We start from the raw sequence: 22,115 nt of genomic DNA on the forward strand, positions 1-22,115 counted from the left end.
TCAGCCGCGGCCGTCGATCAGCTCCCCGTAGGCCTGGACGAGGTCGGGCAGGCGCAGGGTCGCCAGGTCCTCCCGGCCCGGCGGCTCGCGCAGCAGCGAGAGCCGCAGGTCCCGGTAGGCGCAGGACTTCTCGTACAGGGTGCGGATGAACCGGCCGTTCCCGAGTTCGTCGATCCAGCCCTCGCGGACCACGTGGGTGCAGATGCTGGCCAGTTCCTCGGCCGCGTCCTCGTCCCAGCCGTCGCCGTCCCGGCCGGCCAGCGCGGCGCCGATCGCGGTCAGCTCGTTCGGGCGGTAGCTGGGGAAGTCGACCCGGGTGGTGAAGCGGGAGTTGAGGCCGGGGTTGGTGGCGAGCAGCCGGTTCATGCCCTCGGGATAGCCGGCCAGGATCACCACCAGGCGGTCGCGGTTGTCCTCGGCGCGTTTCAGCAGCACCTGGAGGGCCTCGTCGCCGTAGGCGTCGCCCTTGGTGTAGCCGGAGTTGGAGAGGCTGTACGCCTCGTCGATGAACAGCACGCCGTCCAGTGCCGAGTCGATCAGCTCGTTTGCCTTGACCGCGGTCTGGCCGAGGAACTCGCCGACCAGGTCGGCCCGTTGGGCCTCCACGAGGTGGTCGCCGGAGAGCAGTCCGAGGGCGTGGAAGACCCGGCCGAGGATCCGGGCCACGGTGGTCTTGCCGGTGCCGGAGGGGCCGGAGAAGACGAAGTGGCGCTTGGGCGGCTGGACCGGCAGGCCCTGCGCGGCCCGGAGTCTGGACATCCGCAGCTGCGCCGACAGCGCCCGCACCTGGCGCTTGACCGGCTCCAGGCCCACCATCAGCGAGAGTTCCGCCAGCGCCGCGTCCAACTCGCGCTCGTCGTCGACCGGTTGGGCGGCGGGAAGCGGAGCGGTGCGGGGCTGGGCCTCGGCGCGGACCGGCGCCGGCAGCGGGGCGGCGGAGCCGCCCGGCGAACCCGACCGCTCGCCGGCCACCTGCGGCGCCGGGCCGGCCGTGGAGCCGTCGCCCGGGCCGGGCTCCGTGAGGAACCCGACCCCCTCGACGAATCCGACCCCGCCGGTGTACCCGGCGCCCTCGGTGAACCCGGCGCTCTCGGTGAACCCGGGGGCCGCGTCGCCGAAGCCCCCCGCCGTGGCGTACCCGGCCCCGTCCTGGAAGTCCGTCTCGTCCGCCTCGTCCATCTCGTCCGGCTCGGTGTCCTCGTACCCGGCCGCCCGCCCGCCCGACGGCAGGCCGCCGTCCAGCAGGGCGTCCGGCAGGTCGTCCGCCAACCCGTCCTCCGCCGCGATCGCGGCCAGCCGCGCGGCGGTGTCCATGAACACCGGATCGGCCCGGTGCACCGCCCGGTAGAGCGGCAGCGCGGCCGCACTGCGCCCGGCCCCCTCGTACGCCCGGGCCAGCCAGTACCGCAGCTCCTTGCGCTGGGGCTGCTCGGAGCGGCAGCGGGCCAGCGAGGCGGCCAGCGGCGCCTGCGCCTGGGCGCACATGTCCAGCCGGACCCGCGCCATGCCGGCGAACAGCCCGGCCTCGATGCCGAGCAGCGGGTCGTCCAGCAGCCGGTCGGTGTCCCGGATCAGCTGCTCCCAGTCCTTGAGCAGATAGGACCGGCAGGCGTACAGGAACTGGGCGGACGGGTCCTCGCTGGGCGCCGGGCACTGCTCCAGCGCCCGGTCCAGCTCGGCCAGGTGGCGGCCGTCCAGCCAGTGCGAGGCGTGCGCCAGCGCCAGGTCGCGGGCGTCCTCCAGGACGGGCTGCACCCACCAGCCCAGCCAGTACCAGGAACTGAGCGGGCGGCGGTGGCGCCGCCGCTGCTCGCCGAACCGCTTCTGGTTGCGGTACATGGCCAGCAGCGCCGCCGAGGTGTCGCTGCGCAGCGCGTGCAGGCCGAGCCAGGCGTCGGCCATGCCCGGGTCCAGCCGGACGGCCGCGCGGAACTCCTCCTCGGCACGGGCGTACGCGCCCGCCGTGTACGCGTCCATGGCACGCAGCCACGCGCGTTCGGCGAGCCGGTCCGGGCCGCCCGCGTTGCTGTCCGAACTGTCCACCGTCGTCACTCACGCCCCCCGCGGCTTGGCCCGGGGCTCGGTGGCAGGTCGCCTGCGTGCAGCCGGGCCGGTGGTCGAAAGCCCCCGGGCGCATCTGCGCCTGCGAGGAATCGTACCGGCGTGGCGCTGATCCGGAAGGGCGCCCACGGAGTCAAATGCGATCGTGTGAGCGGTCGTTGAGCGGGTGGGGGCCTGGACCGGCGGCGGGGGAGCGCGATTCGGAAAGGACCGGACGGCGCCCCCGGCTCACGGGGGAACAAGTCGGGGACGCCGGGTCCGAGGCGGCCGGAACATCCCGTTCCGGCGGCTGAGGAGAACCTAAATCCTGGTGACAGTGCAGGTCAAGGGCTTGTTGAAGGTTCACCCACGGTGCCCGGCGTGATTCGTCCGGTCACCCCGTCGACTCGCGTCCCGGCGAACGGACGGCTCGGATCCGCGGCGAAATGCGTCGATTCGGCCCGCGCCCAGCCGGCCCAGAACTCGGCCAGATCCGGCCCGTCCCGCTGCTCGCCGCGCCGCCGGGCCGAGGCGGCGTCCAACTCCAGCCAGATCACCCGGGCCAGCCACGGCCGCACCGCCCGCCGCCCGGCGCCGACGCCCTCCACCAGCACCACCGGGGCGACCGGCACCGCGGCCGTGCCCGCGAAGCGGCGCAGCGTCCAGTCGTACACCCGGTACGCACCGTCCCGGCCGGCTGCCAGCGGCTCCAGCACCTGTTCGCGCAGCCGCCCGGTCCAGCCGAAGGGCTCGGCGTGGGTGGCCAGGTCGTCGAGGTGGACCACCGGCGCCCCGCCGAGCGCCGCCGCCAGCCGCCCGGCGAAGGTCGTCTTGCCCGAGCCCGCGTGCCCGTCCACCGCGACCAGCCGCACCGGCCCGCAGGAGGGCGGCAGCGCGCGCAGCTCCGCCGCGAGCGAGGCCACCGCGTCGCCGGGAACGGGCGAAAGGGCGGGGGCGAGGGGTCGGGAAGCAGCCACAACGGCAACCCTACGGTGCCGTAGCCCACCAGTCCGTCCAGTTACTCCTGAGTGATCGTGACGGCGGCGCGGGTTTCCGGCATACTCGCATCGCCATGCCTGTGAACGGCCGTTCACCGTAATCCGGTGCCGGTCGGGCCGACCTGCCACACCCGCGCCGGACCAGCCACACCACGCTCCGGTGCCCGATCGAGGAGGCGACCGCCGCCATGACCCCGTCCCCAGTGAAAGCCGTGGAGCGCCAGCTGCCCAGCGAGGAGGCCCACGAGCTGCTGAGCCTCACCCGGGACCTGGTCCAGCGCGAGCTGCAGCCCCGCGCGGCCGAGGACGAGGCCGCCGACCGCTTCCCGCGAGAGGTCTTCCGCACCCTCGGCGAGGCCGGCCTGCTCTCCCTCCCCTACGACGAGAAGTACGGCGGCGGCGGGCAGCCCTACGAGGTGTACCTGCAGGTGCTGGAGGAGCTGGCGGCCGGCTGGCTGGCCGTCGGCCTCGGGGTGAGCGTGCACACCCTCTCCTGCCACGCGCTGGTCGGCTTCGGCACCGAGGAGCAGCGCGGCCGGTGGCTGCCCGGAATGCTCTCCGGCGAGCAGCTCGGCGCCTACTGCCTCTCCGAACCGCAGTCCGGCTCGGACGCGGCCGCGCTGCGCACCCGCGCCGACCTCGACGGCGACGCGTACGTGGTGAACGGCACCAAGGCGTGGATCACCCACGGCGGCCGGGCGGACTTCTACAGCGCCCTGGTGCGCACCGGCGACGAGGGCTCCAAGGGCATCAGCTGCCTGCTCGTCCCGGGCGACGCACAGGGCCTGTCGGCCGCCCCGCCGGAGCACAAGATGGGCATGCGCTCCTCGCCGACCGCGCAGCTGCACTTCGACGGTGCCCGGGTCGCCCGCGACCGGCTGATCGGCGAGGAGGGCCAGGGCTTCCAGATCGCGCTCGCCGCACTGGACTCCGGCCGCCTCGGCATCGCCGCCTGCGCGGTCGGCGTCGCCCAGGCCGCGCTCGACCTCGCGGTCGACTACGCGCGCACCCGCCGCCAGTTCGGCCGCCCGATCGCCGAGTTCCAGGGCCTGTCCTTCATGCTCGCCGACATGGCCACCCAGATCGAGGCCGGGCGGGCGCTCTACCTGTCCGCCGCCCGGCTGCGGGACGCGGGCCTGCCGTTCTCCAAGGAGGCGGCGATGGCCAAGCTGTTCTGCACCGACGCCGTGATGCGGGTGACCACCGACGCGGTCCAGGTGCTCGGCGGCTACGGCTACACGCAGGACTTCCCGGCCGAGCGCTACATGCGCGAGGCGAAGGTGCTGCAGATCGTCGAGGGCACCAACCAGATCCAGCGCCTGGTGATCGGCCGCCACCTCACCAAGGGCTGAGCCCCCCACAAACGGCCTCCGGCCGTCACTCCAGGGTGCGGAGTGACGGCCGGAGGCGTCTTCGTCTCTGCGTCGACCCGCCTGCGCGGGCTGGCGGATCAGCGCCGGACCAGGCGGCGGCGCTGCTCGGGGATGGCCGAGATGACGGGGACGGCCGGGGCGACGACGGCGGTCCGCGTCGGCCGGTGCGCCACCGCGTGCGAGAACGGCTGGGTGCGCCAGTCGAGTTCGGTGGGGAGCCTGAACAGCGCGTCGAGCCCGGCCGGCTGGTCGTCCTCCGGGGTCTCCACCTCGGCGAGGTCGTCGGTCGGCGTGCCCGAACCCGGGCACAGCGCGGGGGCGAAGGGGTTCCAGGCGGTCGGCAGCAGCGCGTGCTGCGGCAGCCGCTCCTCGTCGGCCACCAGGGCGATCGGGCGGCGGCACTCGGGGCAGTGCACCCGGAAGATGTCCCAGGTCTCGGCCTCGCCCGGGTCGATGCCCGGGACGTGGCCGTGATCGACCGCGAGGTCGTCGCGGCCGGTCGTATCGTCGGTCTCGTCGGCGCCCAGGGCACGCTGGTCAGTCGGCATGAGGATCCCCCTCGGATCGGGCCCGGCGTGGTCGCCCGGGGCCACAACCAGCACTTCCCTCCGATTCGGGCTCATAACCCTGCGGTCCGGTGCACCGTGATGCACCGGGTGTGTCCTTGGCCACATCCACTGCCACATTCGCCTGGCATTTGCCCGCGTGACACCTGCGGGCACCCGATGTGACACCGCGTGCGCCCCCCGTGCCCCCGACCGGGTAGGTTTGCGCACTGTGGAGGATCTCGACCAACGCATCGTCCAGCTGCTCCTAGAGGACGGCCGGATGAGCTACACGGACCTGGGCAAGGCCACCGGCCTGTCCACCTCGGCGGTGCACCAGCGGGTGCGCCGCCTCGAACAGCGCGGGGTGATCCGCGGCTACACCGCGATCATCGACCCCGACGCCGTCGACCTGGCGCTGACCGCGTTCATCTCGGTCAAGCCCTTCGACCCCAGCGCCCCGGACGACACCCCCGAACGGCTGGCCGGCCTGCCCGAGATCGAGGCCTGCCACAGCGTCGCCGGCGACGAGAACTACATCCTCAAGGTGCGCGTCGGCGCCCCCGGCGACCTGGAGGACCTGCTCGCCCGCATCCGCAGCGCCGCCGGCGTCTCCACCCGCACCACCGTCGTCCTCTCCACCCCCTACGAAGCGCGACCCCCGAAGCTCTGAGGACGAACCCCGCAGGTGCAGACTTAGCGGCATGACCGAACGCACCCCACGGACCGTCCTGCTGCGCGGCGGCGCCGTCTACAGCCCCGCCGACCCCTTCGCCACCGCGATGCTCGTCGAGGGCGAGCACATCGCCTGGGTCGGCAGCGACGGCGCCGCCGAGGCGTACGCCGCCGCAGCCGACGAGATCGTCGAGCTGGACGGCGCCCTGGTCACCCCCGCCTTCGTCGACGCCCACGTGCACGCCACCGCCACCGGCCTGGCGCTCACCGGCCTCGACCTCACCGGCAGCCCCTCGCTGGCCGCAGCCCTCGCCGCCGTCACCGCCTTCGTCGACGCCCGCCCCGAGCCCGGCGGGGTGCTCATCGGCCACGGCTGGGACGAGACCGGCTGGCCCGAGGGCCGCCCGCCCACGCTCGCCGAACTCGACGCCGCCGCCCGCGGCGCCGCGCTCTACCTCTCCCGCACCGACGTGCACTCCGCGCTCGCCACCACCGCGCTGCGCAGCCTCGCCCCCGGCCTGGCCGAGCGCCCCGGCCACACCGCCGACGGCCCGCTCACCAAGGACGCCCACCACGCCGTCCGGCAGACCGCGCTCGCCCACCTCACCCCCGAGCAGCGCGGCCGCGCCCAGCGCGCCACCCTCGCCCGCGCCGCCGAACTCGGCATCGGCGCGCTGCACGAGTGCGCCGGCCCGGAGATCTCCTCCGAGGCCGACCTGGCCGCCCTGCTGGCCCTCGCCGCCGAGGGCGAAGGCCCCGAAGTCTTCGGCTACTGGGGCGAGTTGGGCGGCGCCGAGACGGCCCGCCGGCTCGGCGCGGTGGGCGCCGGCGGCGACCTCTTCGCGGACGGCGCGCTGGGCTCGCACACCGCCTGCCTGCACACCCCCTACGCCGACGCCGAGCACACCGGCACCGCCTACCTGACCGCCGAGCAGGTCGCCGACCACGTCGCCGCCTGCACCGAGGCCGGGCTCCAGGCCGGCTTCCACGCCATCGGCGACGCGGCCGTGGCCGCCGTCCTGGACGGCGTCCGGGCGGCCGGGGAGCGGGTCGGCGCCGGGCGGGTCCGGGCGCTGCGCCACCGCGTCGAGCACGCCGAGGCGCTGGACGACAAGTCCGTCGCCGCCTTCGCCGAGCTCGGCCTCACCGCCTCCGTCCAGCCCGCCTTCGACGCCGCCTGGGGCGGCCCGGACGGCATGTACGTCCAGCGCCTCGGCGCTGAGCGGGCCGCCAGGCTCAACCCCTTCGCCGCCCTGCTGCGGGCCGGCGTGCCGCTGGCTTTCGGCTCGGACGCCCCGGTCACCCCGCTCGACCCCTGGGGCACCGTCCGCGCGGCCGCCTTCCACCAGACCCTGGACCACCGGATCTCCGTCCGCGCGGCCTTCACCGCACACACCCGCGGCGGCTGGCGCGCGATCGGCCGCGACCAGGACGGCGTGCTCGTGCCCGGCGCCGTCGCCAGCTACGCGATCTGGGCCGCCGACGAACTGGTCGTCCAGGCCCCCGACTCCCGGGTGGCGGGCTGGTCCACCGACCCGCGCTCCGGCACCCCGGGCCTGCCCGACCTCACCCCCGGCCACCCGCTGCCGGCCTGCCTGCGCACCGTCGTCCGAGGCCGCACCGTCCACCTGGCCGCCGAGTAGCGCCGAGCAGGCCCGCGTGGCGCCAGCTGAAGCGGCGGCCGGCCGGCCCACAGGTCCCCAGGACGACCGCCCCGCCGACTTCACTGTCCCCCGTGAGCTGCCCGCCCCGGACTTCCACCCGGAACCCCTGGGCGAGCAGCGCAGCGCCTCCGACGGGGCATGTGCGGCAAGGCCCGCCGGGCCGTGAGCCGCTGACCCTGCTACCACCCTGACCTCACGCTTCCCTGACCGTCCGGGGTACCTTCTTCGGACAGCGTCCGAACAGCAAGATCCAGGAAGATGGTGCGCCGGTGGCCATGCCCGTCACCCAGGAGCGGCCCGGGGCCGCACCCGAACCGGCGGAGTCGGCGCCCAGGCCCGGCCGGGCCGCCCGCGCCGTCGCCAAGGTCCGGGCGGGCCTTCCCCGCACCGGCCTCGCGGCCCTGGCGGGCCTGCTGCTCGCACTCGCCTTCCCGCCCTTCGACCTGTGGCCGCTGTCGCTGCTCGGCGTCGCCGCGCTGTCCCTGCTCACCCGGGGCCGCACCGTCCGCCAGGCGGCCTGGACGGGCTTCGCCTTCGGCCTGCCGTTCTTCCTGCTGCTGCTCAGCTGGCTGCGGGTGGTCGGCTGGGACGCGACGGTCGGCCTGTCGGTCGTGGAGGCGCTGTTCCTGGCCGTCCTCGGCGGCGGCCTGGCCCTCACCTCCCGGCTGCCGGCCTGGCCGCTCTGGGCGGCCTGCCTGTGGATCACCCAGGAGTGGGCGCGCGACCGGCTGCCGTTCGGCGGCTTCCCGTGGGGGCGGCTGGCCTTCGCCAACACCGCGACCCCGTTCACGCCGCTGGCCGCGCTCGGCGGCGCACCGCTGGTGACCTTCGCGGTCGCCCTCTCGGGCGCCCTGCTCGCCGGCGCCGCGCTGCGCCTGCGCGGGCCGCGCAGGACGCCCCGGGCCGCCGCGCTGGCGGGGCTGGGCGCGGTGGCCGCGCTGCTGGCCGGGTATCTGGTGCCGGTGCCGACCGCGCCGGCCGACACCGTCAAGGTCGCCATCGTCCAGGGCAACGTGCCCAACCCGGGCATGGACTTCCTGGGCCGCCCGATGATGGTCCTCAACAACCACGCGGTGGCGACCGAGCGGCTGGCCGCGGACATCGCCGCCGGCAAGGTCGAGCGCCCCGACATCGTGATCTGGCCGGAGAACTCCTCCGACCTGGACCCGTTCAGCGACCCGCTCGCCTACCAGCGCATCGACCAGGCCGTGAAGACGGTCGGCGTGCCCACCCTGGTCGGCACCCTGGTGGACGGCCCGGACGCGCAGCACGTCCAGAACGAGGGCATCGTCTGGGACCCGAAGACCGGCCCCGGCGCCTCCTACACCAAGCAGCACCCCGTCCCGTTCGGCGAGTACGTGCCGTTCCGCGCCCAGCTGATGAAGGTGATCACCCGCCTCCAGCGGGTCGCCCGGGACTTCTACCCCGGTGACCACAACGGCGTCATGCAGCTCGGCCCGGCCCGGATCGGCGACGTGATCTGCTTCGAGGTCGCCTACGACGAGATCGTCCGCGACACCGTGGACAGCGGCGCCCGCGTCCTGGTGGTCCAGACCAACAACGCGACCTATGCCAAGACGGGCCAGCCCGAGCAGCAGCTCGCGATGAGCCGGCTGCGTGCGGTCGAGCACGGCCGGGCCGTGCTGATCGCCGCCACCAGCGGCATCAGCGCGGTGATCGCCCCGGACGGCACGGTCCAGCAGCGCACCGAGGAGCTGACCGCGGCCGAGCTGTCGGCGGTCGTCCCGCTGCGCGACGGCACCACGGTCGCCGACCGGGTCGGCGCCGCGCCGGAGTGGACGCTGGCCCTCGCAGGCCTGCTGGCCTGCGGCGCGGGCGTGCTGGTCGGCCGCCGACGGAAGGCCGGCGCCGGAACACCGGCCGCCGGGGAATCGTTGGACCAGGTGGTGCCGTAGCCGGCCCGGACCTCCCGTGCGGCGCGCAGAGCACTGCTTGGAGTGGATTCGTACCGTGACCCAGCAAGCTACCCCCGCCCGTCCGGCCCCGCGCGGCAAGCTCCGCCGGGTGCTGCCGCTGCTGATCACCGCCTGGCTGGTGCTGGAGATCTGGCTGCTGGTCCAAGTGGGCTCGTGGCTGGGTGGATTCGTCGTCGTGCTGCTGCTCATCGCGGGCGCGCTGATCGGCGGTTCGCTGATCAAGCGGGCCGGGCTGAAGGCGCTGTCCGCGGCGATCGAGCAGAGCAAGGACCCGAAGTCCGAGCAGCCCCAGACCGGCACCAGTCTGACGGTGCTGGCGGGCCTGCTGCTGATCGTCCCGGGCTTCCTGTCGGACCTGGTGGCGCTCACCCTGCTGTTCCCGCCCACCCGGGCGCTCTGGCGGGCCGGTGGCCGCCGGGTGGCCGACAAGGCGCTGCGCAGCACCGTCGCCGCCGGGGCGGACCCGTTCGCGGACGCGATGCGGCTGCAGGAGCAGCTGCGCATCCACCGCCCGGACGGCAAGGTGATCCAGGGCGAGGTGGTGGAGCCAGGTGACGGCCCGCGCGGTCCGCAGGGCCCGGACACCACGTACCGCCCGCCGATCTCGGGCTGACCGCCCCTCCCGTCCCGCGTTCCCGTCCCGCGTTCCCGTCCCGGGGAACGCGAGGCGGGAACGCGAAAGGGACCCTGGTGACCAGGGTCCCTTTTCGCGTCCTCCCGCCGTGGCGGGAGCGAGGTCAGGCGCTCTTGCGGGTGTCCCGCGGGTGCACCGCGAGGTTCATTCCGCCGGAGCGGAGCACGGCCAGTCGCTCGGCCAGTACCTCCTCCAGTTCCTCACGGGTCCGGCGCTCCATCAGCATGTCCCAATGGGTACGCGTCGGCTTGACCTTCTTCTCTTCCGGCTCGTCGCCGTCGAGAAGTACCGCCTCCTGGCCACAGAAGCGGCATTCCCAGGCCTGAGGGATCTCCGCCTCGACCGAGAAAGGAACCTCGAATCGGTGTCCGTTCTGACATGCATACTCGACGGTCTGGCGGGGAGCCAGATCGATACCGCGGTCGGTCTCGTAGCTAGTGGCCCCGAGTCGCGTGCCGCGGAGAGCTCGCTCGCTCATGAATCGTGCCTCCCGGGCTTATAGCCCACAGGACTAGTGGTCGCTGTTCTTCGTCGTTCGGTCAACGCTCGGCTTCCGACGAAGATTCCCGTCCCGGGACATGCGTCGTCTGTCGTGCCGCCCCTGTTTGTACCCATCGGCGCCCGATTTGTCACATCTGGCCGTGGATATCACCCTAGGTGTCACCTATTTCACATCTGGTGATCGGTCGGCCTTTCCTGGACGAGCCTACCGGGACGGGATTCGACGAGCGCCGCCGCCCCCGTCCGCCGCGGTCAGGAGATCGGGCGGGAACGGATCATCGGCTCGCCCTTGGCGAGGTCGACCGGGTGGGCCCGGGGGGCCGGATCGGCCGGCAGGGCCACCGGCGGGCGCTCCGGCCGGGGCGGCAGGTCGGCGGCGGCCTCGGTGCGGGTGTCGCGGTGCGGCAGCAGGGCGATCACCGCGTCCCGCAGCTGGGCCGGGGCCTCCTCGTCCAGCGGGTCGACGGTGGCGGGCACCTGGAGCCGGACGGGGGTGCTGTTGCCGATCCGGGCGTAGCCGCGGCCGGCGGGGGCGTGCGCGGCGGGCACGATGTCCAGCGGCGCGCCGAGCACGGCGTGGCCCTCCTCGGGGCCGGCGGGGCCGAGCAGCACCCGGGCCCGGGTGGTGGAGCGCACGGTCGCGGTGATCCGGCCCCTGGCCTCGATGTCGTCGGCGATCACCACGGTGACGCGGGCGGCGCGGCCGTGCCGCAGCGGCAGCTCCAGCAGGTCCTGCGGGTCCGGGCGGCCCTCGGCGTGGGCGAGCTCGCTCAGCTCGGTCGGGTGGTCCAGGAGCAGCCAGAGCGGGCGGGTGGCGTCCTCGGGCGGCGCGGTGCCGGCGTGCCGGGCGGCGTTCAGCGCGGCGAGCCGGCGCTCGGTCTCCTGGGAGGCCCACTCCAGCGCGGCCAGCGCGCCGTGCAGGCTGGTCTCCACGGTGTGCACGCCGGGCCGGTTGACCAGGCAGGCGTGCTCCCCGGTGCCCGCGCCGTCGACCACCACCAGGTCCCCGTACGGGAGCGCCTGGAGCGCGATCGAGCGGATCAGGCTGGAGGTGCCGTAGCCGGTGACGCCGAGCGCCAGCAGGTGCGGCTCGGCCGAGCGCGGGCCGGTGCGCCAGACGACCGGCGGCTGCTGGGCGATCGTGCCGCCCTGGAAGACCGGGATGGTCCGGGCGGTGCCGTCCTCGTCGGTGAAGCCGAGCACGATCTCGCCGGGGGCGGCCACGAAGCGCTGGGCGACGATGTCGGCGGGCAGCGGGGTGAGCGCGGCGATCCGCAGCCGGTTGGACTCCTCGTCCCAGTCGAAGCGGTACTCCCGGGCCCGGCCGGCCTTGCCCTGGACGACCTGCTCGATCCGGGCCCGCGCGCTCGGCTCGGTGTCGGTGAAGTACGCCGGGTAGCCGAGTTCCAGCCGGGAGAGCCGGCCCTCGTCGTCGAACTCCCAGGAGCCGAAGGCGCGCTTGTAGTGGCCCTCGTAGTGGTACAGCGGGTTGGCGTCCTCGGGGCCGCACAGGTACGGCGTGAGCGCCGCGTAGAGCGCGCCGAGCTTGATGTCGGCGACGTCCGGGGCGGGCGGGGCGGGTGCCGGCTTGGGGGCCCGGCCGGTCCAGGCGGAGCTGGCCATCAGGGCGATCAGGGCGAACAGCAGGCCGTGCGGCAGCAGGTAGACGCCGACCAGCATCGCGGCGGAGAGGAACAGCGTCGGGCCGCGGCGCTCCTTCGGGGTGGCGTTCCAGCGGTCCTTGGCCCAGCCCGCGTGGTGGCGCAGTCCGCGGCCGATCACGGAGAGCGGGGCGAACATGTCGGAGGCGTGGTCCCCGGCGGTTCGGGCGATCTCGCGGCCCTTGCTGAGGTGGCGTTGGAGCGGCATTCCTTGACTCCCCGGGCGAGTGGGACGGGTCGGGTGGCGGGGGCGGAGCCGGTACGACGGGACCCGGGGCGGTGGGATCCGCGCCCGGGCCCGTGCGGGGGAGTGGCAGCGCCTGGAACGTGGGGCCTGGGCCCTGTCCGGCCGGACAGGGCCCAGGGCGTGTCTGACAATTCGCGTCGGATCAGCGCGCGGCGGTGGGCGCCCGGCTGGGCGTGCCGGCGAAGCGTCCTCGTACTGGGCCGTACTTGGACGTTTCGCCGGTGCGTCCAGGCGGGATGCCTGGGGGCACCTCCCGGCCGCCAGGCTGGGGGAGCGTCGCGCGCCCGGCGGGAATTGTCAGACACGCCCTAGAACTTGAGGCCGCCGAGCAGGCTCGCCAGGCTGGCACCGCCGGCGGTGATGCTCGGGGCGATCGAGGAACCGGCGACGTAGAAGCCGAAGAGGGCGCAGACGACGGCGTGGGAGACCTTTAGCCCGTCCCTGCGGAAGAACAGAAAGGCGATGGTGCCGAACAGGACGATGCCGGAAATCGAGAGGATCACGTTCTGCTCCTCGGGGAGGGGGGACGGGGGCGGTGTTACGGAAAGTGCGCTAATCGTGACAAAAAGTAATAGATGATGGAACGGTGCAAATGGGTGGTTTCCCGTTCAACGTCGCCCTGGAGTCCGGGCGAAGGCGGGCGGACCGGCCGGGGTGGGGCCGTGTCCCGCGCAGTTCCAGCGCGGCGAGGCATTCCCGCCGGGTGGGCGGGAGGTTTCCGGGGGGTCGGGGAAGTTCGCCCGGATGGCCGCCGCTCGAGGGCCGCCATCCGCCATCCGGATGCGCGCTGGCCCGGCCCGGCACCCGGCCGCTACGGTGCGGTACGCGCAGCTGCTCCAGCCGCACTCCGCCACCGCGGCTCCGCCACCCGCAGAACCTGCAGAGCCCGCAGAACCCGCAGGACCCACAGACCGGAAAGGCCGCCCGCCATGACCGACGCCGCCAACCAGCAGCCCGCCGACGCTCCCGGCGCCCCCGACGCCGAGGTGATCGCCCTGGCCGGAAAGCTCTTCGACGCCGCCCGCGCCGGCGAGACCGACACCCTGGCCGCCTACGTGGACGCCGGTGCGCCCGCCAACCTCACCAACGACCGCGGCGACACCCTGCTCATGCTCGCCGCCTACCACGGCCACGCCGCCACCGTCGAAGCCCTGCTGGCGCGCGGCGCCGACCCGAACCGGGCCAACGACCGCGGCCAGACCCCGCTCGCCGGCGCCGTCTTCAAGGGCGCCGAGGACGTGCTGACCGTCCTGCTGGACGGCGGCGCCGACCCCACCGCCGGCACCCCGAACGCCGTCGACACCGCACGGATGTTCGGCAAGAACGAGCTGGTCGCCCGTTTCGAGACCCGCTGATCCAGGTCGTAGGCTCTTCCCTCATGAAGAGCACCACCATGGAGGCCGGAACCGTCGAGTTCCGCGTCACCGGCTACGCCCACCCCGACGCCCAGGCCCTGTCGGCGGAGGTGCAGCAGGAGTACGTCCGCCGCTACGGCGACCCCGACGAGACCGTGCTGCACCTCGACGACTTCGACTCGCCGGCCGGCCTGTTCCTGATCGCCTACCTCGACGGCCGGCCGGTCGCCTGCGGGGGCTGGCGGGCCAAGCAGGCCGGGCCGGACGGGCTGCGCGACGGCGACGTCGAGCTGAAGCGGATGTTCGTGGTCCCCGCCGCCCGCGGCCGCGGCCTGGCCCGGGCGGTGCTGCGCCGCCTGGAGCAGACCGCCGCCGAGGCCGGCCGCACCCGCGTCATCCTGGAGACCGGCACCGAGCAGCCCGAGGCCGTGGCGCTGTACGGGTCCGAGGGGTACGCGGCGATCCGGAAGTTCGGCATCTACCGCGATCACCCGCAGAGCATCTGCCTCGGCAAGGAACTGCCCGCGGCGGCCTGACCGGCCCGCCCGGCGGGTAGGCTCACGACACCTCTGAGGGGGGACGATGAGCCAGCAACCGCCAGGAGCCGACCGGCTCCCCGCCCTGGCCGCGCCCGGCGGGGAGCTGGACCGGCTGGTCCGGGGCGGCGTGCGCACCGTCGGGGCCGGCGCCGTCTGGGCCGTCGGCGATGCCGGAGGGGCGCTCGGCGGCGGCGCGCACGGCGTGCTCGGGCAGGGCCCGTACGCTCGGCTCGCCCCCGGGCCGGACACCCGGTACGACCTCGCCAGCCTCACCAAGATCGTCGCCCTCTGGCCCTGCGTCGGAGTGCTCCGGCAGGCCGGGCGGCTCCCGCTCGACGAACCGCTCGGCCACTGGTGGCCGCCCGCCTCCGGGCACCCCGTCGGCGTGGTGACGGTCCGTCAACTCCTCGCGCACACCGCCGGAATGCTCCCGCACACCGGATTCGAGCAGCTCTACGGGCGCGGCCTCGCGGCGATCCGGGCCGGGGTGATCGCCGCCCCGCTGCACCGCGCGCCCGGCACGGCCGTCGAGTACACCGACCGCGCCGCCGTCCTGCTCGGCTACCTCGTCGAGGACCTCGGCGGCGCGCCGCCGGCCGAGCTCGCCAGTCGCTGGATCTGGCGGCCGCTCGCCATGGCCGACACCCGGTACGGGCCGCTCGGCCCCGCCGACACCGCCCGCACCGCGCCCACCGAGTACGACCCGCAGGTCGGGAGCCACCTGTGCGGCGTCGTCCACGACCCCTCGGCCCGGCTGCTCGGCGGCGTCTCCGGCAACGCCGGGGCCTTCTCCACCGCCCGCGACCTCGCCCGCTTCCTCGCCGCGCTGCTCGCCCCGCCGCCCCAACTGCCCTGGGGCGAGGCCTGGATCGCGGAGTCGCTGCGCGAACAGACCGGCGGTCTCGCCCCCGCCCGCGGCCTGTCCTGGCTGCACGCCCCCGGCACCGACCCCGCCGAGGGCACCTTCGTCCACTACGGCTTCACCGGCACCGGCATCTGGATCTCCCGGCGGCTCGGCCGCTGGGCGCTGCTGCTCACCAACAAGGTCCACTACGACCGCGGCATCCAGCCGCTCACCGACCTGCGCAACGCCTACCGGCGGGCGGTCTTCGGGTAGGAGCTCTCGTGCGTCGAGTACCCGATCGGGTGGATTAGGTACGAACCGCCGGATCCGGCACGGGGGTTGCGGCAGAGTAACCACCGCGACGGGGCACCGGCGGAGGAGGCGCGATGACGGACACCTGGCTCTCGGAACAGGACTGGCTGGCCGGGCTGCTGCGCGCCTACGTCGGCTGCAGCGTGCTGCTCACCGGCGAAGGTGGCGACGTCCTGCTGCTGAAGGCCAGTTACCGCGCCCAGTGGCAGTTCCCCGGCGGCGGGATGGACCCGGGCGAGGGCCCCGCCGAATGCGCCGCCCGCGAACTGCGAGAGGAGACCGGGCTGGTGGCCGGCGAGCTGCGGCTGCTCGTCGTCGAGTGGCGCGACCCGATCCCGGGCCAGGGCGAACACGCCCACCCCGCCGTGCAGTTCATGTTCGACGGCGGAACGGTCCCGGCCGGCGCGACCATCCGGGTGCAGGCCGAGGAGATCACCGAGTACGGGTACTTCACCCCCGCCCGGGCGGCCGCACTGCTGCACCCCTGCGCGGCGCGCCGGCTCACCCGGGCCCTGGCGGCCCGGCGCACCGGCGCCACCGCGCTGCTGCACTCCACGGGGTACGTCGGCTGACGGTCCGTCAAATATGCCAGTCGGTCAGGCCCGTCAGACCAGCGTGCTCCAGTAGTACCAGAACCGGTTGAGGATCAGCAGCGCGATCACCGCCGCCCACAGCACCGGCACCGCCCAGTGGTAGCGCGCGGCCTCCCGCACGACCGGCCGCAGCCGCGGGCCCACCGGGATCACCCCCGTCCGGAGGTTGTGCAGCGTCGTGTACCAGAACAGCACCACCACCGTCGCCCACACCACCATGCAGTACGGGCACAGCGCGCCGATCCGGTACAGCGCCTCGTCGATCAGCCAGTGCACGAACACCACACCCAGCAGGGTGCCCGCGTGCAGGCCCAGCCAGAACCAGCGCCGGTACGCGGCACCGGCCAGCAGCCCCGCCCCGACCGCCGCCAGCGCGCCGAAGGCGGCCAGCCCGAGCAGCGGGTTCGGGAACCCGAAGACCTCCGCCTGCTCGGTGCGCATCACCGAACCGCAGCTGATCACCGGATTGAGGTTGCAACTGGGGACGTAGGACGGGTTCTCCAGGATGCGGAGCTTGTCGAAGGTCAGGACGGCCGAGGCGGCCAGCCCGATCAGCCCGCCGAGGAACAGCAGCAGGGAGAACGCCCGGCCCGCGCCGACCGGCGTACGGCCGGCGTCGCCGGGGGCGGGAGGGGAGAGGTGCACAGAGGTAGCGGCGGTCATGGCAGCACACTCCGGTGGCTGGGAGGAGCCGGCCCGGCCGGGGTTCGGCCGGGCCGGTGGTGCCCTGCTTACTTCAGGCCGGCGGCCTGCTTGACCTGGGCGGTGAACTGCTCCGGCGTCACCGTGGACTGGCCGCTGAACAGCGTGATCGGCTTGCCGTCCACCTTGACCGTCGGGGTGCCCGTCACCCCGCTGCCGTTGAACGCCTCCGCGACCTTCGCCGCCCACGGCGCGTACGTCTTGTCGGTGACGGCCTTCACGAAGGCGTCCGTCTTCAGCCCGGGCACCTGGCCGGCCAGGTCGAGGATGTGGTTGACGTTGCCGAAGTCGTCCTTCCGCTCGTCGGGCTGGTTGGCGTACAGCACGTCGTGGAACTGCTTGAACTTGTCCACGCCCTCGTTCAGCGCGGCGCCCGCGGCGGCCAGCGCGGTACGCGAGCCCTTGCCGCCGAGGGCGTTGTCCAGGAACGCCGCCAGGTGGAACTCCACCTTGACCGAGCCGTCCTCGGTCAGCTTCTTGACCGCCTCGCCGTTCGCCGCCTCGAAGTGCTTGCAGACCGGGCAGCGGAAGTCCTCGTACACCTCCATGGTGTGCGGGGCGTCGGCCTTGCCGTAGGTGATCACCGTGCCGTCCGGGCCGGAGGCGTTCGCCGGGACGACCAGCTCCGTCGGCGCGGCCGCATCGGCGGCCGCCGTCGAGTCCTTCTTGCCGGACGCCGAGTTGATCGCGACCGCCGCTCCGCCCGCGAGGGCGAGCACCGCGACGGCGGACACCGCCACGACGATCCGCTGGCGGCGCTTCGAGGCCGCCTGCTCGATGCGCTGCGCCTCCTGGATCCGCTCACGGGCACTGATGCGCTTGGCCTGCTGCTTGCTGGGGGTCTGAGCCATGGAAGGTCAACTCCTGTACGCGGCGCGCGGATGCGCGCGGGAAACCGCACCGGGTGCGGCGGGATCGAGTGAACGCGGGAGTTGTGCGCGCTGCCTGCGGACGAACGTGCGCGGCGGCCCTACGGCCTCGGGCGGGTCAGCAGGCAGGCGCGAGAACCGGCGGACCACGCCGGGGAGCCGGGCTCAGCACCACGTCCTCGCGGCGCGGCCGCACGCGGTCCGACACCGGCAGCGGCACCCGCAGCACCGGCCGAACCGGAGCCGGGAGCAGCAGCAGGACCAGGGCGCGCAACGGGCGGGCCAGCGACTGGCGCAGCGCGCGCAGCGACCGGGCCAGGCCCGACAGGGCGGCGTCGCCCAGCCGCAGCCAGGCCGCGGCGGCCAGCGCGATCACCAGGTGCACCAGCAGGAGCAGCACCTGGGTCGCCGCCGGGGCCAGCGGCCCCACATGGCCCAGCGGACCGGCCAGCAGCGACCCGTCCACCGAACCGCCGCCACACACCAGCAGGTTCACACCGCGCGCGGGCACGTGCTCGGACAGGATCGGCCCACAGCCGGCCTGCCCCAGGTTGAACGTCGTGTTGAGCAGCAGCTCGACCGGCACCAGCACGCTGGAGATGTGCAGCAGCCGCCGCTCCCCGCCGGCCAGCGCGGCCGCGACCAGGAAGACGACGGCGGTCGCGGCCGCCACCAGCGAGAGCGGCAGCGGGCGACCCGTGATGACCACCTGGCCCAGCGCGGACAGCGGCACGGCGAGCGCGGTGAACACCGCGGCCCGCAGGGCCCTGATCGCATGGGTGGAGGTCGTCACGTCCCGGAGTATGCCACGACGCTTACATCCGGCACGAGGGCGCGTACCCGGGGAGTGGAAGCGTTGCCCGCCGGAGGCCGTTCGTTCACCCGCCTGACGCCCGCTCAGCCGGGACCGCTTCGCCGGTCGTGCGGGTCGGCGTCGTGTGCGCCGCGCAGCCGTCCCGGGCCTGCGCGTCCCCGTCGCGGTCCTGGTCGTCGTCGTGCGCCCGGACCCGTAGCCTGGAAGGCGTTCCCGGCGACCCCGATGAGGGGGTGAGCGCTCATGGCGCGACCCGCCACCACGGTGGGGCAGGTGCTGCTGGACCGACTCGGGGCCCAGGCGGCGGTACTGGCCGGCCTCGACGACGCCGTCCGGGCGGACGAACCGGACGCGGTGCACCGGATGCGCGTCGCCTGCCGACGGCTGCGCAGTGCCCTGCGGACCTTCCGGCGGCTGTTCGCCCCCGGGGCCACCGACCGCCTGGTCGCCGAACTGCGCTGGCTCGCGGCCGCCCTCGGCCGCGCCCGGGACGGCGAGGTGCTCGCCGAGCGGCTGGCCGCCCAGGCCCGGGCACTGCCCGCCGCCTGCCGGCCGGAGCGGGTCGCGGCGGAGCTGGAGCGGTGGGGGCGGGTCGAGTACCGGCAGGCCTGGCCCGAGGTGCTCGCGGCCCTCGACAGCCCGCGCCGCCGCGCCCTCGCCGACGCCCTCGCCACCCTCCTCGCCGACCCCCCGCTGCGCCGTCGGGCCGGCCGTGACGCCGTCCCCGAGCTGGCCCGGATCGCCGAGCGCGAGCAGCACCGCACCGGCGAGCGCGTCCGGGCGGCCCTCGACGCCGGGGCCGGGCCCGCCGAGCAGCGCGACCGCGCCCTGCACGAGGCCCGCAAGGCCGCCAAACGCGCCCGCTACGCCGGCGAGACCGCCGCCCCGGCGGTCGGCGCGGCCGCCGAGCGGTACACGGACCGGATGAAGGCCGTCCAGGAACTGCTCGGCGAGCACCAGGACGCGGTGGTCGCCGCCGGCACCCTCGCCGGGCAGGCCGCCGACAGCGGCGAGCCCTTCGGCCTCGGGGTGCTCTACGCCCGCCAGCTCACCGCCGCCGAGACGGCCCGGGCCCGGCTGCCCCAGGTGTGGGCCTGGGCGGCGGGGCGCAAGCTGCCGCGGTTCGGCTAGGCCAAACCTAGGCCCAACCTAGAACGGCGCCGCGTGGGCCGGGGCCGCGTCGTGGGCGGCGGCGAAGGCGTGGCGGGCGCGGCTGCCGGGTGGGGCGAGGCACGCGAAGACGTACCGGCCCTCCTCGGGCAGGGCGAGCACGGTGTAGTCCAGGACGTCGGTGTCCAGGGCCGGGTGGCGGATGTGGAGTCGGCCGGGGCCGGGCGGGCCGGCCCGGTGGCGGTCCCACAGCGCGGCGAAGGCCGGGCTGTCCGAGGACATCCGGCGGACCAGGCGGGTGAGCCCGCGGTCGCCGGGGCGGTCCGCGTGGTGGGCGCGCAGCGAGGCGACGAGGTCCGCGCCGATCGAGCCGGTGGCCGCGAGGTTGCCCTGTGAACGGTCCCCGTACGGGCAGCAGAACACCTGCCAGAGCAGGTTGCGCTCGTGGGGCGGGCGCCGTTCCGGCCAGGCCATCAGCAGGCCGGCCGGGCGGTTCCAGGCGAGGAGTTCGAAGGTCGGGCCGGTGACGAAGGCGGGCGCGGCGTCCAGGGTGTCCAGCAGCGCCAGGGTGGTGGCGGAGACGGCCGGCGGCTCGGGCGGCGCCCCGGCCGGTGCGCGGTGCCGGGCGGCCAGCCGGTGCAGGTAGGCGCGCTCCGCCCCGGCCAGTTGCAGGGCCTCGGCGATGCCGTCGAGGACCGGGCCGGTGGGCACCCGCTGGCGGCCCTGCTCCAGCCGGGCGTAGTAGTCGGCGGAGATGCCCGCGCGGGCCGCCACCTCCTCGCGGCGCAGCCCGGGCGTCCGGCGGCGCCCGGCCGGGGGCAGGCCCGCCTCGGCGGGCGCGAGGCGGGCGCGGCGGGCGCGCAGGAACGCGCCCAGCGGGGTCTCGGGCATGCGGTCACGCTGCCACAGCCGGGCGGGGTTAGCCAGGACCTGGCCGTCCCTGGCTGGCCCGTCCCTGGTCGGCTGGTCCCTGGTCGGCCCGTCCCCGGGAAGGGCTGGCCGCTGGTGGCCCGGGCGGGGCGCCGGGAGGCTCGCCGCATGGGACTTCTCGACGACAAGGTCACGATCGTCACCGGCGCCGGGCGCGGCATCGGCGCAGCCGCCGCCCGGCTGTTCGCCCGGGAGGGCGCGCTGCTGGTGCTGGCCGCCCGCTCCGGCGCCGAGGTGGAGGCGCTGGCCGCCGAGCTGCGGGCCGGCGGGGCCCGGGCGGTGGCCGTCGCCGCCGACCTGACCACCGCGGAGGGCGCCGAGCGGACGGTCGAGGCGGCGCTCACGACGTACGGCCGGCTGGACGCGGCCTTCGACAACGCGGGTTCCGGCCTGTCGCCGGCCCCGCTCGCCGAGCGCTCCGAGGCCGAGTGGGACGACACCCACGCGCTCAACCTGCGCGGCAGCTGGCTCTGCCTGCGGGCCCAGCTGCGGGCGATGGCGGCGGGCGGTCGGGGCGGCGCGGTGGTGCTCAACTCCGGGGTGGGCGCGCTGGTGGGCGGCTTCGGGGACGGCGTCCAGCAGGCCGCCAAGCACGGCCTGACCGGCCTGGTGAAGGCGGCCACCGCCGACTACGCCCGGCACGGCATCCGGGTCAACGCCGTCGCGCCCGGCGTGGTGCGGACGCCCTCGACGGAGCAGTTCTTCGCGTCCGGCCCGGAGTTCGACGCCCTGGTGGTCCGCTCCACCCCGCTGGGCCGGGCGGGAGCGGACACCGAGATCGCGGAGGCGGCGGCCTGGCTGCTGAGCGACCGGGCGTCGTACGTGGCCGGGGTGACCCTGCCGGTGGACGGCGGGATCACCGCGACCCGGCGGTTCGACTGAGTGCGGGCCCGATCAGTTGGGGGCCCGGTCGGTCGGGGGCCCGGCTGGTCGGGGCGGGTCCGACGGCACCGTACGGGGGTCGGTGCCGTCGGGCCTACTCCGACGCAGGTTCCAGCCCGGCCGACCGGGCGGCGGTGCGGAGCAGGGCGCGGAGCATGGGGGTGGTGAGGCGGCCGGTGTTGGTGTTGCGCGGGCTCACGTGGTAGCAGCCGTACAGCTGGAGGGCGGGGCCGTCGTCGGTGGCGGGGAGGACGGCCAGGGCGCCGTGGCCGAAGGCGGGGCGGGGCCGGGGGACCTGCCAGCCGGCCTGCGCGAGGGCGGGCAGGAGGGCCTGCCAGGCGAAGCCGCCGAGGGCGACGACGGTCCGTACGGTGGGGCGCAGCAACTGGAGTTCGCGGGTGATCCAGGGGCGGCAGGTGTCGCGTTCGGCGGTGCTGGGCTTGTTGTCGGGCGGGGCGCAGCGGACCGGGTCGGTGATGCGGACGCCGTGCAGGTGCAGGCCGTCGCCGTACCGGACGGACTCGGGGCGGTTGGCGAGCCCGAGGTCGTAGAGCGCCGCGTAGAGCAGGTCGCCGGACGGGTCGCCGGTGAAGATCCGGCCGGTGCGGTTGGCGCCGTGGGCGGCGGGGGCGAGGCCGACCAGGACGAGCGGGGCGTCGGGCGGGCCGAAGCCGGGGATCGGGCGGGCCCAGTAGTCCCAGTCCAGGTAGGCGCGGCGCTTGGTGCGGGCGGTCTCCTCGCGCCACTCGACCAGGCGCGGGCAGGCCCGGCAGTCGGTGACGACGCGGTCCAGCGCGGTGAGCGAGATGGCGCGGGCGGCGGCCTCGGCGGGGTGGCGGGGGTGGCCGGGGTCGTCGGCGGCGGCGGACTGCGGCATGGCCCCGATCCTA

General features: G+C 75.0%; 22 protein-coding genes. 11 read left to right on the top strand and 11 right to left on the bottom strand.

Features of this window, described 5'->3' with window-relative positions; all coding sequences use genetic code 11:
• Entirely contained in the window at positions 1 to 1,977 is a 1,977-nt protein-coding gene (locus ACFWPT_RS19645; RefSeq protein ID WP_380483155.1) for an AAA family ATPase, read from the bottom strand.
• Between the two features lie 407 nt (positions 1,978 to 2,384).
• The gene (locus tag ACFWPT_RS19650) at positions 2,385 to 3,017 is read right to left on the bottom strand and encodes a uridine kinase (protein ID WP_380376516.1); all 633 of its coding nucleotides are present in this window, start codon (positions 3,015 to 3,017) and stop codon (positions 2,385 to 2,387) included.
• Positions 3,018 to 3,226: 209 nt separating this feature from the next.
• Between ACFWPT_RS19650 and ACFWPT_RS19655 the strand changes: the two genes are divergently transcribed.
• The gene (locus ACFWPT_RS19655) at positions 3,227 to 4,390 is read left to right on the top strand and encodes an acyl-CoA dehydrogenase family protein (protein ID WP_380376514.1); all 1,164 of its coding nucleotides are present in this window, start codon (positions 3,227 to 3,229) and stop codon (positions 4,388 to 4,390) included.
• Between the two features lie 98 nt (positions 4,391 to 4,488).
• On the opposite strand, the gene ACFWPT_RS19660 is transcribed toward ACFWPT_RS19655, so the two are convergent.
• A complete protein-coding gene (locus tag ACFWPT_RS19660; RefSeq protein WP_208869051.1) occupies positions 4,489 to 4,959 on the bottom strand; it encodes a hypothetical protein in 471 nt (156 codons plus the stop codon).
• 229 nt (positions 4,960 to 5,188) lie between these two features.
• Between ACFWPT_RS19660 and ACFWPT_RS19665 the strand changes: the two genes are divergently transcribed.
• The 4 genes from ACFWPT_RS19665 to fxsA all read left to right on the top strand — a co-directional run bounded on the left by ACFWPT_RS19665 (position 5,189) and on the right by fxsA (position 9,845).
• Positions 5,189 to 5,629, top strand: coding sequence for an Lrp/AsnC family transcriptional regulator (locus ACFWPT_RS19665; protein ID WP_045694655.1), 441 nt, complete (start codon positions 5,189 to 5,191; stop codon positions 5,627 to 5,629).
• Between the two features lie 31 nt (positions 5,630 to 5,660).
• Entirely contained in the window at positions 5,661 to 7,274 is a 1,614-nt protein-coding gene (locus tag ACFWPT_RS19670) for an amidohydrolase (RefSeq protein WP_380424028.1), read from the top strand.
• 296 nt (positions 7,275 to 7,570) lie between these two features.
• On the top strand, positions 7,571 to 9,211 hold the full coding sequence (lnt, locus tag ACFWPT_RS19675; protein WP_380483091.1) for an apolipoprotein N-acyltransferase: 1,641 nt from the start codon (positions 7,571 to 7,573) through the stop codon (positions 9,209 to 9,211).
• Positions 9,212 to 9,266: 55 nt separating this feature from the next.
• Complete coding sequence (fxsA, locus tag ACFWPT_RS19680) at positions 9,267 to 9,845, top strand: FxsA family membrane protein (protein WP_063346461.1); 579 nt, start codon at positions 9,267 to 9,269, stop codon at positions 9,843 to 9,845.
• A 124-nt stretch (positions 9,846 to 9,969) separates the two neighbouring features.
• Here the strand turns inward: fxsA and ACFWPT_RS19685 are convergent, their stop codons facing one another.
• The 3 genes from ACFWPT_RS19685 to ACFWPT_RS19695 form a co-directional block, all read right to left on the bottom strand.
• Positions 9,970 to 10,344 carry an RNA polymerase-binding protein RbpA gene (locus ACFWPT_RS19685; protein WP_030306127.1) on the bottom strand — a complete coding sequence of 125 codons (375 nt, stop codon included), beginning with the start codon at positions 10,342 to 10,344 and terminating at the stop codon, positions 9,970 to 9,972.
• A 275-nt stretch (positions 10,345 to 10,619) separates the two neighbouring features.
• On the bottom strand, positions 10,620 to 12,236 hold the full coding sequence (locus ACFWPT_RS19690) for a hypothetical protein (RefSeq protein ID WP_380483093.1): 1,617 nt from the start codon (positions 12,234 to 12,236) through the stop codon (positions 10,620 to 10,622).
• A 347-nt stretch (positions 12,237 to 12,583) separates the two neighbouring features.
• Positions 12,584 to 12,778, bottom strand: coding sequence for a hypothetical protein (locus ACFWPT_RS19695; protein WP_063346460.1), 195 nt, complete (start codon positions 12,776 to 12,778; stop codon positions 12,584 to 12,586).
• Between the two features lie 426 nt (positions 12,779 to 13,204).
• On the opposite strand from ACFWPT_RS19695, the gene ACFWPT_RS19700 reads away from it, so the two are divergent.
• The 4 genes from ACFWPT_RS19700 to ACFWPT_RS19715 all read left to right on the top strand — a co-directional run bounded on the left by ACFWPT_RS19700 (position 13,205) and on the right by ACFWPT_RS19715 (position 15,897).
• Entirely contained in the window at positions 13,205 to 13,630 is a 426-nt protein-coding gene (locus ACFWPT_RS19700) for an ankyrin repeat domain-containing protein (RefSeq protein ID WP_063346459.1), read from the top strand.
• 23 nt (positions 13,631 to 13,653) lie between these two features.
• The gene (locus tag ACFWPT_RS19705; RefSeq protein ID WP_380342973.1) at positions 13,654 to 14,166 is read left to right on the top strand and encodes a GNAT family N-acetyltransferase; all 513 of its coding nucleotides are present in this window, start codon (positions 13,654 to 13,656) and stop codon (positions 14,164 to 14,166) included.
• Positions 14,167 to 14,212: 46 nt separating this feature from the next.
• Complete coding sequence (locus ACFWPT_RS19710) at positions 14,213 to 15,286, top strand: serine hydrolase domain-containing protein (RefSeq protein ID WP_380483095.1); 1,074 nt, start codon at positions 14,213 to 14,215, stop codon at positions 15,284 to 15,286.
• 113 nt (positions 15,287 to 15,399) lie between these two features.
• Positions 15,400 to 15,897 carry an NUDIX domain-containing protein gene (locus tag ACFWPT_RS19715; protein WP_380377316.1) on the top strand — a complete coding sequence of 166 codons (498 nt, stop codon included), beginning with the start codon at positions 15,400 to 15,402 and terminating at the stop codon, positions 15,895 to 15,897.
• Between the two features lie 33 nt (positions 15,898 to 15,930).
• On the opposite strand, the gene ACFWPT_RS19720 is transcribed toward ACFWPT_RS19715, so the two are convergent.
• From ACFWPT_RS19720 to ACFWPT_RS19730, 3 genes are all read right to left on the bottom strand, one after another.
• Positions 15,931 to 16,581: a vitamin K epoxide reductase family protein gene (locus ACFWPT_RS19720; protein WP_380483097.1), complete on the bottom strand. Its 651-nt coding sequence runs from the start codon at positions 16,579 to 16,581 to the stop codon at positions 15,931 to 15,933.
• A gap of 68 nt (positions 16,582 to 16,649) precedes the next feature.
• Positions 16,650 to 17,471 carry a thioredoxin domain-containing protein gene (locus ACFWPT_RS19725; protein WP_063346454.1) on the bottom strand — a complete coding sequence of 274 codons (822 nt, stop codon included), beginning with the start codon at positions 17,469 to 17,471 and terminating at the stop codon, positions 16,650 to 16,652.
• A 136-nt stretch (positions 17,472 to 17,607) separates the two neighbouring features.
• Positions 17,608 to 18,282 carry a hypothetical protein gene (locus tag ACFWPT_RS19730; protein ID WP_380377313.1) on the bottom strand — a complete coding sequence of 225 codons (675 nt, stop codon included), beginning with the start codon at positions 18,280 to 18,282 and terminating at the stop codon, positions 17,608 to 17,610.
• A gap of 264 nt (positions 18,283 to 18,546) precedes the next feature.
• Between ACFWPT_RS19730 and ACFWPT_RS19735 the strand changes: the two genes are divergently transcribed.
• Positions 18,547 to 19,434 carry a CHAD domain-containing protein gene (locus ACFWPT_RS19735; protein ID WP_380483100.1) on the top strand — a complete coding sequence of 296 codons (888 nt, stop codon included), beginning with the start codon at positions 18,547 to 18,549 and terminating at the stop codon, positions 19,432 to 19,434.
• An 18-nt stretch (positions 19,435 to 19,452) separates the two neighbouring features.
• On the opposite strand, the gene ACFWPT_RS19740 is transcribed toward ACFWPT_RS19735, so the two are convergent.
• Positions 19,453 to 20,304 (bottom strand): helix-turn-helix transcriptional regulator, encoded by an 852-nt coding sequence (locus ACFWPT_RS19740; RefSeq protein ID WP_380377310.1) that lies wholly within the window; start codon positions 20,302 to 20,304, stop codon positions 19,453 to 19,455.
• Positions 20,305 to 20,451: 147 nt separating this feature from the next.
• Between ACFWPT_RS19740 and ACFWPT_RS19745 the strand changes: the two genes are divergently transcribed.
• The gene (locus tag ACFWPT_RS19745; RefSeq protein WP_380377309.1) at positions 20,452 to 21,225 is read left to right on the top strand and encodes an SDR family NAD(P)-dependent oxidoreductase; all 774 of its coding nucleotides are present in this window, start codon (positions 20,452 to 20,454) and stop codon (positions 21,223 to 21,225) included.
• Between the two features lie 94 nt (positions 21,226 to 21,319).
• Here the strand turns inward: ACFWPT_RS19745 and ACFWPT_RS19750 are convergent, their stop codons facing one another.
• Complete coding sequence (locus tag ACFWPT_RS19750; RefSeq protein WP_380377307.1) at positions 21,320 to 22,102, bottom strand: uracil-DNA glycosylase; 783 nt, start codon at positions 22,100 to 22,102, stop codon at positions 21,320 to 21,322.
• Positions 22,103 to 22,115: the final 13 nt, after the last annotated feature.

Origin of the sequence: Kitasatospora sp. NPDC058478, from assembly GCF_042720345.1 — a bacterium.
Lineage (GTDB): Bacteria > Actinomycetota > Actinomycetes > Streptomycetales > Streptomycetaceae > Kitasatospora.